The sequence below is a fragment of the Sediminibacterium salmoneum NBRC 103935 genome (genome assembly GCF_000511175.1).
GTDB lineage: Bacteria > Bacteroidota > Bacteroidia > Chitinophagales > Chitinophagaceae > Sediminibacterium > Sediminibacterium salmoneum.
On the sequence record NZ_KI866530.1, the window covers coordinates 1,684,498 to 1,697,020 of the forward strand.

At 40.3% G+C, this 12,523-nt stretch carries 9 protein-coding genes; 5 read left to right on the forward strand and 4 right to left on the reverse strand.

The genetic code is table 11. The features are described 5' to 3' along the window. On the forward strand, positions 1-276 hold a 276-nt coding region (locus tag P767_RS0107940), incomplete at its 5' end, for a methylenetetrahydrofolate reductase (RefSeq protein WP_026764075.1). On the opposite strand, the gene lhgO is transcribed toward P767_RS0107940, so the two are convergent. Genes lhgO through P767_RS0107960 form a run of 4 tightly spaced genes read right to left on the reverse strand, consistent with a single transcriptional unit; the run spans position 273 to position 4,274 of the window. Then, positions 273-1,466 (reverse strand): L-2-hydroxyglutarate oxidase, encoded by a 1,194-nt coding sequence (gene lhgO, locus P767_RS0107945; protein WP_026764076.1) that lies wholly within the window; start codon positions 1,464-1,466, stop codon positions 273-275. The genes P767_RS0107940 and lhgO overlap by 4 nt on opposite strands. Before the next feature lie 16 nt (positions 1,467-1,482). Next, positions 1,483-2,220, reverse strand: a complete 738-nt coding sequence (locus P767_RS0107950; protein ID WP_026764077.1) for a YdcF family protein — start codon at positions 2,218-2,220, stop codon at positions 1,483-1,485. Beyond that, positions 2,217-2,690, reverse strand: a complete 474-nt coding sequence (gene ispF, locus P767_RS0107955) for a 2-C-methyl-D-erythritol 2,4-cyclodiphosphate synthase (RefSeq protein ID WP_037351695.1) — start codon at positions 2,688-2,690, stop codon at positions 2,217-2,219. The genes P767_RS0107950 and ispF overlap by 4 nt, the downstream gene beginning before the upstream one ends. An 18-nt stretch (positions 2,691-2,708) precedes the next feature. Continuing rightward, positions 2,709-4,274, reverse strand: a complete 1,566-nt coding sequence (locus tag P767_RS0107960) for an SUMF1/EgtB/PvdO family nonheme iron enzyme (RefSeq protein ID WP_026764079.1) — start codon at positions 4,272-4,274, stop codon at positions 2,709-2,711. A 258-nt stretch (positions 4,275-4,532) separates the two neighbouring features. On the opposite strand from P767_RS0107960, the gene P767_RS0107965 reads away from it, so the two are divergent. The 4 genes from P767_RS0107965 (at position 4,533) to porV (ending at position 12,518) form a co-directional block, all read left to right on the forward strand. Next, positions 4,533-4,763 (forward strand): type II toxin-antitoxin system HicB family antitoxin, encoded by a 231-nt coding sequence (locus P767_RS0107965; RefSeq protein WP_026751203.1) that lies wholly within the window; start codon positions 4,533-4,535, stop codon positions 4,761-4,763. Between the two features lie 291 nt (positions 4,764-5,054). After that, positions 5,055-8,675 carry a type IX secretion system sortase PorU gene (gene porU, locus P767_RS0107975; RefSeq protein ID WP_026764081.1) on the forward strand — a complete coding sequence of 1,207 codons (3,621 nt, stop codon included), beginning with the start codon at positions 5,055-5,057 and terminating at the stop codon, positions 8,673-8,675. 79 nt (positions 8,676-8,754) lie between these two features. Then, on the forward strand, positions 8,755-11,187 hold the full coding sequence (locus P767_RS0107980; protein WP_084799867.1) for a polysaccharide biosynthesis/export family protein: 2,433 nt from the start codon (positions 8,755-8,757) through the stop codon (positions 11,185-11,187). A 170-nt stretch (positions 11,188-11,357) separates the two neighbouring features. Beyond that, on the forward strand, positions 11,358-12,518 hold the full coding sequence (porV, locus tag P767_RS0107985) for a type IX secretion system outer membrane channel protein PorV (protein ID WP_071840062.1): 1,161 nt from the start codon (positions 11,358-11,360) through the stop codon (positions 12,516-12,518). Positions 12,519-12,523: the final 5 nt, after the last annotated feature.

Sequence of the window (12,523 nt, forward strand, 5' to 3'; positions counted from 1 at the left end):
AGGGTCGAATTACTGTTCCCTATCATCCCGGGACTAAAACCCATAACCAATAAAAAGCAACTTTCTATTTTACCCAGAATATTCCACGTAGACATTCCAACCGATTTATCCAATGCCATTTCCAAATGCAAAACGGATGCAGAATGTGAGCAGGTGGGAACCGAATGGCTGATTCAGCAAAGCAAGGAACTGAAAGCTTTTGGTGTGCCGGTTTTACACTATTATACTTTGGGGAAACCTAAGGTAATTTGGAATGTGGTGAAGGCTGTCTATTAAATGTAGTTTTGTATTATATATTTTGCAATAGAAAGAGAAGCTGTTGCACCAGGCGAAGGGGCATTCAAAACATGAATTTGATTGTTTTCTTTTATAATATTAAAGTCCATTAATATTTCGCCTTGTGGACTTATCGCTTGCGCTCTTACTCCTGCAGTTCCACCTTTGGTGAACATATAATCTTCAACTTCAGGAATCAATTTTTTGGCCTTGTTTACAAATGCTTTTGTTGATAATGAACTGGCAAATTCTCCAATGGCAAATTTAAAATTATTACTAAGAAATCTTAGGAACCCATTATAAGTTAAAGCATCAATTGCATCTATTAGTGAAAAATCAGTATTTCTATAACCTTCACGTTTTAAAGCTAGAACAGCATTGGGTCCAACTTCTCTTCCACCATTTACCATACGAGTAAAATGCACACCTAAAAAAGGATATTGCGGATCAGGTACAGGATAAATTAAATGATTTACAATTTGCTTGTATTCATCCGCAATATGCATATATTCTCCTCGAAAAGGCAAAATTTTGATTGGGCTCTTTTGTTTGGTTAAACTTGTAAAAGTTCTATCAGAAAACAGACCAGTACAATTAATGATTAAATCATAAGTTTTCTCAAATTTTTCAGTCTTTAGCAACGTTGAATTTTCTGAAAATTTAGACAACCCTAACACTTTATTATTAATAAAAATTTCTCCATTATCGCTTTTGATGTAATTAGCCATAGCTTCCATGACTTGCTTGTAACTAACAATACCTTCTTCAGGTACTAATAATGCTTTTATTGCTTTGACATTCGGCTCTCTAATCTTCAATTCTTGATTAGTAAGAAATTTCAATCCACTCAATCCATTCAAATTCCCACGCATTGCCAAATCATCTAGAAGTTTAATTTCTCTTTCATCACTAGCAACAACAATCTTACCGCAAACTTCATGATCGATATTATTAACTTGGCAAAAAGAAATCATTTGCTTGATACCTTCTAAAGCAAGTTGGGCTTTAAGTGATCCTGGTTTATAATACAACCCACAATGAAGAACACCACTATTATTACCAGATTGATGTCTACCTAGAGCAGATTCCTTTTCAAAAATGGAAATTTTATACTTTGAACTTGATTTACTTAATTCATACCCTATGGCTAAACCTAAAATCCCTCCTCCAACTATAGCAACTTCTTTCATAATGTCATTCTTAAAATCAAAAAATAAGATAAATTATCTTGCCAATCAATTCTTTATACCCCGTATTCAATAATCTAAAACTATCTGCATTGGGTAAGAAATCCATAAGGGTTGTTTTTTGACTCTTATCTACTTTAAAATCAACGGAATAATCCACAACAGAAAAGCCTTGCTTTTCAAAAAGCCTTTTTGAACGAGCCATGTGATAGGCGGATGTAACCAATATCATTTTTTTATTGCCGCCAATTAAAGATTTAACAGCTTTTGCCTCGTCTGCTGTATTCTCTACATTACTTGTGATTAAAATAGCAGAATCAGGCATCCCTTGCTGTATTGCAAATAGTCTTAAGATTTCACCTTCAGTAAGATTAGTAATATCCCAAGGCATTTTGCCCCCAGTAAAAATAATTTTAGGTGCTTTACCCGCTTTAAACAATTCTATTCCACCAAAGAAACGATCAGGATCCCCCCATTCCGGATATACTCCATCAGTTGATTTCACCTGATTAATCATGCCACTCAATACCACAATAGCTTCTGCATTGGGCATATCCTTAGGTGTTTTCCTCAATTCAGAGCCTTCAACCAATTGAAAGAAGTTACTGGCGAAAATGGGTGTAGAAAAAATGTACAAACAAGCAATAGCCGTATAAATCGGCCATCTGTTTTTCTTCCACAATGCAAAAATCAAAAGGTAAATAATTAGCATGATAGGCATCACAAATACCGGCAATATTTTGTGTAGGTAAATCATTTAGACTGTAGCAAACAAACCGCATGTGCAACCAACCCCTCTTCCCTACCCACAAATCCCATTTTCTCATTGGTAGTAGCTTTGATAGAAATATCTCTAAGTCCAATACCCAAGATATTGGCAATGGTTTCCTGCATAGCAGGAATATGGGGTTTAATCTTGGGTTTTTCTAAGCAAAGGGATGCATCAATATTCACAATAGCATAGCCTTCGGCAGATATCAAATCTCTGGTCTTAGCCAATAAAATCTTGCTATCAATATTCTTGAATTCAGCGGATGTATCAGGGAAATGAACACCTATATCACCTAGACAAGCTGCGCCCAATAAAGCGTCGCAAATAGCGTGCAACAACACATCCGCATCGCTATGGCCTAAAGCGCCCTTGGTATGCGGAATTTTTACCCCACCAATCATAAGGTCTCTGCCTTCCACCAGTTGATGGAAATCAATCCCGTAGCCTATGCGCATAATGTTAATCTTTAGCGTCTATCTTTTATTTCTTCTTGGAGGGAAATTATTACCAGTTTTGGCGCCTTTACCAATTCCTTCTGGTGCACCATAATGGCTCATCGCACAACGGAATCCAATGGTATTGGTACTTTCGTCTTCTTGTAAGAAACGGCGGGTACCAGGACTCAACCAATAAGCACGGTCGTTCCAGCTACCACCCTTGTAAACCCTGGATTTATCAGAGATTAAAGTGGTGATACCGTAACCATAAGTTACTGAGCTTAATGAATCACCGTCTAAATAGTTCAGCGCATTGGCTTTTTGGTAATTTCTTCTGTTTCGAGTTAATGAATCTGGTTCAGGCTTCATTTTAATTCTACCCTTATCATCTCTTAAATTGCCTTGTCCACCACTCATATCAATTTGCTGGAAAACATTACCACGGAAAGGATTAAAGTCTTCTGCTTCAGAATTCGTCAATGGTCTGTATAAATCAGCTACCCACTCGCTCACGTTACCGCTCATATTGTAAATACCATATCCATTCGGTACAAACTGATCTACTTCAGCAGTAACAGCAGCATTATCGTTCAAACCACCTGCTACACCCATATTGTCACCCGTTCCTCTTTTGAAGTTAGCAAGGAAGGAGCCTTGAGCCGCACCTTTTTTAGTCGCTCTTAAATTATCGTAACCATCGTTTCTCCAGGCATAAATAGATTTATTTGCAATCAACTCCTCTCCTTTGATTCCCTTATTGCTCTTACGCTGTGGATTTTCCATAATATAACCGTAAGCTGCATACTCCCACTCCGCTTCTGTTGGCAAGCGGTAGTCACCAAACATCAAACCATCTTCAAACTTAGCAACGGTTCTGGGACGGCCTTGTGCATCTTTCAATGGGTTTTTCTTGGAAGTCACGTCCCTTCCAGGAACAGCTTGGTACTCGCCTAACAAATAGGCCTTGGTATTGAAGTTGTCCTGACCTGCACCATTCAAAGTTTTCTTCACCTGTGTTTTAGGATCCAGGAAACCTTTCTTCATCAAAGCCAATTCATTTACACGGTCGGTTCTCCACTTGCAGTATTCAGTAGCCTGTAACCAGGTTACACCCACCACAGGGTAGTTGTTATAAGAAGGGTGGCGGAAATAATATTCCACCATCGGTTCGTTATAAGCCAGCTCCTCTCTCCAAACCAGGGTATCCGGCAAAGCCTGGGTAACAATGGAATCCATACCCGCAGCACCAAACGTACCTTCTAACCAATATAGGTATTCGCGGTAGTTCAGGTTGCTTACTTCGTATTTGTCAATGAAGAAGGAATTAACTGTTACACGGTGCGGAATATTGTTCCAGTCAGCCATAATATCTTCCTGAGTAGCGCCCATGGTAAAAGTCCCCCCCTGAACAAAAACAAGTCCCGGAGCAGTTTGAATATCCTTGGGTTTAACCACATTGAAGTTGCCAAACTGCTGGTCATTATAGTTCCATCCCGTAGCAGTGGACTTCTCTTTTTTTCCTTTGAAAAGACTACAAGAAGTAGCTACACTCATTAGGGAAACCAATAAAACGGCGTTCCGCACAAATTTATTTACCTGCATTGTCTGATTTTGTTATACTGATTAGAGTGTATAATTGGCCTATAAAATTCGGTTTTTTATAACAACGAATGTATAGAAATATTAGTTAGCAAAATCCTAATTTTAGACCCAATAATTACCTAAAACGTTGTATTTGAATAAATATTTTACCAATCACCTTTGCGGCAACTACCTGAAATAGGCAGTTTTAACACGGTGTGGTGCATATTTTTGGAATTTTTGTATAATTTGTGTCGTCAACCAGTAAACCTAAAAAACATGAAAGCACAAAATTTTCAGCTAACAGGGATATTTGTTCAGGACCCAATTGACAAAGGTTTCACTGCATTTTTTGCACAATTACCCAATATCATTGCTGAGGGTGATACAGAAGAGGAAGCAACAAAAAATTTGATTCAAACTGTGCAAACCGTCTTTGAACACCAACAAAACAACGGTTTTCATCAACCAAATGTTAGAACAAAGCAGTTTAATTTATCTATTGCTTAATTATGACAAGAGCCGATTTTTACGATTGGTTAATTGCTCATAGGTGCACAATTGCACCCCTTGCAGAAGACACAAGAGGGAATATCATAAAAGTCAACAGTCCACATAGCAATTCTTATGTCTATTTGGATACCCCAATTAATGATAAACCAATGAAATGCTTTACTGTTTGCACAATGTGCAAACAATTATACATACCTATACCTGATCCATGCAAACCAGTTGAGCCCCTTGCTGATGAAATAAAAAACAAACATTATCCTGATAGATAAACGGAATTCGCATTATTGCATGAAAAAAGTAATTCTATTTTTAGGCTTTTCCTTTATTTGTCTTGAAATTAACTCTCAACAAAATTTTTTAAATACTTCTTTTTTATCTGCCGGTCAATGGATTAGGATAGGTCTAACCCAATCCGGCATTTATAAAATTGAAGCTTCGCAACTATCTGCTTTGGGTTTAAACGCCAACCCCTTCCCCACCAATAGCCTCCGGATTTTTGGAAAAAAGGGAGGAAACTTACCTGAGAAAATAGATTCAGCTTCACTTATAAGTTTAACAGAAATTCCTATTGAAACGGGTTCCAATTACGCATATTTTTTTGCCACTGGACCCCATGATTGGAAATACAATTCAACCACGCAGTCCTTCAGTTTTGAAAAAAACCATTATAGCGATACCACCTGGTATTTTATTACCATCAATCCCAATCCCATCAATGGGAATTTGCCAAAGAGAATTCTAACTGCACCTGTCGCCCCTCTGCCGATTGGTAAAATTGTCAGAACCTACACAGAGCGCTTTGCATACGAAAATCCAAAAGACAATCTATTGGGCAGCGGTAAAGAATGGGTGGGCGAAAATTTCAATAACAGTGTAAATAGCAGAACCTTTTCTATTCCCTGGACCAATGCAGTTACTACTGAACCTTTGAAGCTCTTTACCCATCTGACGTCCAGAAGCCTTGGGGCTTCTGCCGAATTTAAAGCATTAATGAACGGGAATCTGGCTCAGAGCATTACTTTATCTGGTGTATCAGGTGGCTTATTGGATGATTATGCTAGGGAAGCTAAAAACCAAAATGCAATTTTACCAGCCAACTTAGGCAATGCCAATAACCTTTCGGTTCAATTCCAATATAATGGGATAAGTGGTTCCGAAGGATGGTTAAACAGGTTTACAATTCAGGGGCAAAAACAGTTGATACCACAAAATGCTACGCAGGGCTTTTACTTTAATATTACCCGAGAAAACACGGGTAATTTATCCAGTGATTCAGCAGCAGAATTGCGGATCTCTGCACCGTTGAATAACGGTTCTCCTACGGTATTTTCCACAGACACCCGTGTCTGGGATATCAGTGATCCACTCAATCCATCCATCGTAGTTTCTGCAAATAACAGCAGTGAAATCAAGGTAAAAACCATCGTAGAAATACGGAAAGAATTTGCATGCTTTAACCCTGCGCAAGCTTTAACGCCGATTATTCCCAACAATCCCAATGTGCCCAATCAAAACCTTCTTGATCTGGCCAAAGGAACAACCAATACTAATGCAACTGGCTCAGGAAGTAATGATTACAGAGGCATTATCATTGTTCATCCATCTTTACTTTCTGCTGCCAATCGCATGGCCAATTTTCACCAAAACCAATACGGATACAAAGATTTGGTTATCACAACTACTCAATGCTACAATGAATTTGCTGCTGGCATACCCGACCCTGCCGCCATCAGAAATACACTCAAATTATTTTACGACTATTCAGCACCATCTTCAACAGCCAATGGGAAAACACTGCAATACACTGTCTTATTCGGAGCAGGCACGTATGATCCCAAAAATATTTTACAGAATACCCAATACAATGAGCGCAACCTGATTCCGACTTTTCAAAGCAGTAATAGCTTATCGCCCTTGCTTTCTTATACTTCAGATGATTTTTATGCCATGCTCAACAATGGCGATGATGTGAATCAATTGAACGATGCTCCCTTATCCATTGCAGTAGGTCGCATTCCTGTTAGTTCGCTTACAGAAGCCAATCAATACATCAACAAACTGATTCGTTATCATCAACCCAATAGCAATTACAATTTATCCACTAGTAACACAGATAATGTCTGGCGCAGCCAATTGGTTTTTATTGCTGATGACAAAGACCAAAATCTGCACCTCAATGATGCGGAAAGCATTGCTGCTACTGCACTTTCAGCTAATCCTGCATTAACCGCCAATAAAATTTATCTGGATGCTTATCCTTTGGTAAGCGGTGCGGGAGGAGCGCGTTATCCAGCAGTTAGTGATGCCATAGTAAACCAGGTATTATCCGGGGCATTAATCGTAAACTACTCAGGACATGGCAATCACCTGCGCTTGTCCGAAGAAGCCGTGATAAGCGCCAATGAAATCAATCGTTTCAACAATCCCGACAAATTGCCGCTTTTCATTACCGCGAGCTGCGATTTTGATGCCTTTGATCAACCGGGTAAACCCTCGATTGCCCGACCCTTGTTGTATGGCAGCAATAATGGGGCGATTGCTTTATTAACGACCACCCGATTGGTATTTGCTTACAGCAATCGCATCATGAATCAAAATTTTATCAAAGCGGCTTTAGAGCCGATGAACAATAGCGGCTCAGGAAATAATGCATACTTATATCGCTCTTTGGGTGAATCCGTTCGGGTTGCCAAGAACCTAAGTAACCAGAGCAATACACAATCCAGCGGTGACCCTTTGAATAGCAGGAAATTTGCCCTATTGGGAGACCCTGCCCTGCAATTGGCTTTGCCAGAACTGCCTATTCAAGTGTACCAGATAAAAGAAAAAAATACGGGCAATATCATACCGTTCTCAGATAGTTTAATTGCCTTGAAAACCTATGAAATCAGCGGACAAGTTAATCAGTCCAATGGCAGTATGGCAAATGATTATAACGGTATTGTGTCCGTACAATTGTATGACCAGCCCCAGCAAGTTTTCACATTGGGCAATACTCCGGAAAGCCCCCGTACCAGCTATACTTCAGAGAAAACCATTTTATTCAATGGAAAAGCCAGTGTTAAAAATGGACGATTTACTGTTGAATTAAAAGTACCCAGAGACATCAGCTTTGGCCCCAACAAAGCCAATATCAAGTTTTTTGCACAGCGTTCAGACAGTAACAATACGCAACCAGCTGCGGGTGCATTGCCCATGAGAATTGTGGGAAATACGGAGAACAATACCCGTGATACCACGGGTCCGGAAATCAAATTATACCTAAATGATGAAGCGTTTAAAAACGGGGGTATCACAAATGAGAATCCAGTCTTGATAGCGAAATTATTTGACACATCTGGTATCAATGCTACCGGCAATGGCATCGGGCATGATATTGTTTTAATACTCAATGGAGACCAGCGCAACAGCATGGTACTAAATTCCTTTTTCAGCAACGAACTCAACGAATACCAGCGCGGAACCCTCCGTTATCAGTTAGCTCAACTCCCACCGGGAAAACATCAACTTCAACTCAAAGCCTGGGATTTAGTCAATAATAGCAACTCAGCAAGTTTAGAATTTACGGTGGTAAATAAAGAGCAATTGAAAATAGCGCAGGTCAGGAGTTTCCCCAATCCTTTCAAAGCATTGGGTGGGAAAACGGTCTTTGCTTTTGAACACAACCAACCCAATACCGATTTGCAAGTGCAGATAGACATTGTTGATGGGGCGGGTGCCGCCGTTACCCGGATTCGGAGGACGCTAAACACCCAAGGCACCCGCAATATCGAAATTGCTTGGGACGGCACTACCCAGCAGGGAAGAAAATGCCTGCCAGGGATCTACTATTACAAACTTTCCGTTGCTGTTACTGGTAATCCAAGTTTGGGCACCCAAAGCGCTGCCGGACAAATCATGATTCTTTGAGTATTAGGGTTTTCGGGCTATCTTCGCCCCCAATCCCCCCGCTATAAAACAAGTAAACAGTTAGTATAAAATAGTTCACATGAAGAAAATTTGGATGAAAGCTTTGTTGATGGGATTGTTCGTTTCCACAACACCCTTGGTTTTTGCACAGTTACCTACGATTCCACAGGTTTCCAGCATTGATATCAGTGCCTTATCAGACGCCCAGTTTCAGGCATATGTACAACAAGCTCAGTTGAGCGGTCTTTCTGAAGCTGAATTAGAAGCCAAAGCAAAAGAAAGAGGCTTATCTGCCGCTCAGATTGCACAGATTAAAGCGAGAATGGGTAGCATAGGAACGGGTGCAACAGGTACACAAAAAACTACTGGGGCAACTTACGAGTCCAGAAAGCCGGTAAACACTAAAAACGAGTTCAACGCTTTATCAAAAGAAGGATTACAAATTTTTGGTTCAGAGTTTTTCTCCAATGCCAACTTAACATTTGAACCCAATATGCGTACGGCAACACCCAGCAACTATGTGTTGGGCGTAGACGATGAATTATCGATTGATATTTATGGTTTCTCTGAAAAAACTTCTAAATACAAAATCAATACAGAAGGGCAAATTCGTATTCCGAATATTGGACCGGTGGTATTGGCTGGTTTAACCATAGAAGAAGCCAAGACCAAATTGAGAAACGTGATGGCCAAGACCTATCCGGGTTTAAAAACTGGTAATACATTTTTACAGGTTAGTCTGGGACAAATCAGAAGTATCCGTGTTACTTTAATTGGAGAAGTAAAACAACCCGGTACTTATGAACTCTCTTCCTTAGCTACTTTGGCCAATGCCTTATATGCATCGGGTGGTCCTTCTACCAACGGTTCTTTCAGAAAGATCGATTTGATTCGTAATGGTAAAAAATTGGTAACCTTTGATTTATACGATTTCTTATTGAACGGAGACCTGACTAAGAACCTTTTACTGAAAGACGACGATATCATTAAAGTGCATCCCTATGCAGTACGCTTGTTTGTAAACGGTGCCGTAAAAAGACCCGCAATTTATGAATCAGAGCCGGGAGAGAACTTGGCAACTGTAATTGAAAAATATGCTGCAGGTTTTGCAGACTCTGCTAACAAAAATAAAATCACCATTCAGCGATTTGGCGATTTAGGTAAATCCATTCTAAACGTAGACTACAATCAATTAAACAAATTCTCCATTAAGAGTTCTGATTCAGTGGTAGTAGGCGCTGTACCCAAGCGTTTTGAGAACCGCGTAATTGCTGCTGGTGCCATTTATTACCCGAATAGTTATGCTGTTTCTTCCTACCCTACTTTAGGCGCTTTAATCAAAGCGGCTCAGCTAAAAGAGAATGCTTATAAGGGAAGGGCTTTGTTATTTAGAACCAATGAAACCAAAGACACTACGGTTACAGCGGTGAATCTGGATTCACCAGCTGACCTGGCTCTATCCTTACGAAACGATGACTCTTTGCATGTATATAGCAAACTAGGATTAAGAGAAAAAGCTTACGTAATCATAACAGGAGAAGTGAACAAACCCGATAGTTTTACCTACGCCGCTGGTCTTCGTTTAGAAGACGTGATTTTACTGGCAGGTGGTTTAAAAGACCGCGCTTCCTTAAAAGAAGTGGAAGTACTCAGAAGAATCCGCAAGGACCAAACCATGTCGGATACGGCTGTGTACAATACCATTCTTCGCTTTAATCTAAGCGACAGTTTAACTTTTTCTGCGCAACAAGCTGCCATTGAATTGGAACCCTTTGATGTGGTAAACGTAAAGAACCTGCCACGCAACCAGGCTGCAGGATCCGTTACCATTACTGGTGAAGTATTGTTCCCTGGAACTTATTTATTGAATACGAAAAAAGATCGTATCAGTGACTTATTCAAACGCGCTGGTGGGATTTTAGAATCTGGATCTTTGGGCTCTGCTTTCTTCCTGCGCAATACCTATCAGGAAGCCTTAAAAGGAGAAGTATTGGAAATTAAAAAATCATTGTCAAAGCAATTAAGTACAGATACTTTAACCAAGAAATTTCTGGATAGTGCCCTAACCAAAGAAAAAGTATTGTTAGCCGTTAACCTGCGCAATGCTATTGAGAATCCGGGTTCAACAGATGATATTTACCTGGAAGAAGGTGACTTAATAACCATTCCTAAAACACCTACTTCTGTACAAGCATTTGGTGGCGTGAACATTCAGAAAAAAGTACCGTATTACAGAGGTTTGTCTGCTCGCAGATTAATCAGCGAATCAGGTGGTTTCTCTGAAAATGCCAATAAAAAAGGCACTTATGTGCTATACCCGAATGGTAAAATTAAAACGGTTCACAACTATGTATTCTTCAAAACCTATCCTAAGCTAACAGCAGGAGCGGAATTGTATGTGCCGGTTCGCAAGAACAAGAAACCTTTGACTACTGCTGAAATCATGGGCTTAACCAGCAGCTTTGTAGGTATGGGTGCCTTAATCATCGGTATTATCAATGCAACTAAATAATTAGATCTATACCAACCAGTTGGTAGTTTCAAGCGCAATAAATGTCAATCGCATTTATTGCGCTTTTTTTATACAACAATTTGCAGTTTATTCGTATCATTGTATAGCAGCTCCCCACTGCGCCACTAAATAAACTGAATGGCATAAATTTCTACTCAAAAATTTCCTGTATGAAAATCGCACCTAATCGTTTTTGGGCAGTGCTATGTCTTTGCATGAGCTTTGCAATTCCAACAGCTTCCATTGCGCAAGCCGATTCAATTAATATTGTTTCTACCGCTGTTCCGTTTTTACGTATTTCTCCGGATGCTCGTGCAGGAGGGATGGGAGATGCAGCCATTGCTACCAATCCCGATGCCAACTCTCCTTTCTGGAACCTGGCCAAAACCGCTTTTGCAGAAAAGCGTTCGGCGGTGGCTTTAAACTATACTCCTTGGTTACGCGACCTGGGTTTAAACGATGTGTATTTAGCCAGTGCAGCTGCCTATAAAAAAATTGACGACTATTCCGTAATTTCCGGATCCATGCGCTTTTTTAGCTTGGGCAATATTCAGTTAACGGATTTTTCTGGTAACGTGCTCAATACCGTTCGCCCCACCGAGTTCTCTATTGACGGAGGTTATACCCGTGTACTAAACGATAAACTAAGCTTAGCTGTGGCTTTGCGTTATATCAATTCCCGTTTGGTGGTGGGTGATGTAGGTACCGGTGTGGTGTACAAAGCAGGCAATGCTTTGGCCGGGGATGTGTCGCTATTTTATAATGGCCGCGACGTAGATGGTCAGGGTTTGAATTTTGGGGTAGTACTTTCTAACCTGGGTACTAAAGTGGGTTACACCAACGATGCCCGTAACAAAGACTTCTTACCTGCCAACTTGGGTTTGGGTATGTCTTATACCAAAGTAATGAGCGAAGGCAATAGCATCAGCTTTGCTTTGGATGTAAATAAATTATTGGTGCCGATTGCGCCTACCACAACAGGTGTTTTTTCAGTAGACTCTGCAGCTTTGTCCGATTACAGAAATACTTCTGTGGTAAGTTCCTGGATGAAATCTTTCTCTGATGGCAGCAGCCTTACCAAGAGCTTCCAGATTTCTGCAGGTATGGAATACAATTATAACAACCAGTTTAAATTGCGCGCAGGTTATTTTTACGAAGACAGAACCCGTGGCAATCGCCGCTACTTCACCGCTGGTGCGGGTTTCAACGCCAAGTTCATGGAGATCAACGTGTCTTACCTGGTGCCTTCTGGCTCTGGCGTTACGCGTAATCCGCTTTCGAATACTTTGCGTTTGGGATTGGTCTTTAACCTGAGTAACGACGAGTTCTAAAGCTA

What these genes read in the sequence shown, in the direction of transcription:
- P767_RS0107960 (WP_026764079.1), bottom strand. Translation starts at nt 4,274, where the DNA reads ATGCAGGTAAATAAATTTGTGCGGAACGCCGTTTTATTGGTTTCCCTA.
- porU (WP_026764081.1), top strand. Translation starts at nt 5,055, where the DNA reads ATGAAAAAAGTAATTCTATTTTTAGGCTTTTCCTTTATTTGTCTTGAA.
- porV (WP_071840062.1), top strand. Translation starts at nt 11,358, where the DNA reads ATGAAAATCGCACCTAATCGTTTTTGGGCAGTGCTATGTCTTTGCATG.
- lhgO (WP_026764076.1), bottom strand. Translation starts at nt 1,466, where the DNA reads ATGAAAGAAGTTGCTATAGTTGGAGGAGGGATTTTAGGTTTAGCCATA.
- ispF (WP_037351695.1), bottom strand. Translation starts at nt 2,690, where the DNA reads ATGCGCATAGGCTACGGGATTGATTTCCATCAACTGGTGGAAGGCAGA.
- P767_RS0107980 (WP_084799867.1), top strand. Translation starts at nt 8,755, where the DNA reads ATGAAGAAAATTTGGATGAAAGCTTTGTTGATGGGATTGTTCGTTTCC.
- P767_RS0107965 (WP_026751203.1), top strand. Translation starts at nt 4,533, where the DNA reads ATGAAAGCACAAAATTTTCAGCTAACAGGGATATTTGTTCAGGACCCA.
- P767_RS0107950 (WP_026764077.1), bottom strand. Translation starts at nt 2,220, where the DNA reads ATGATTTACCTACACAAAATATTGCCGGTATTTGTGATGCCTATCATG.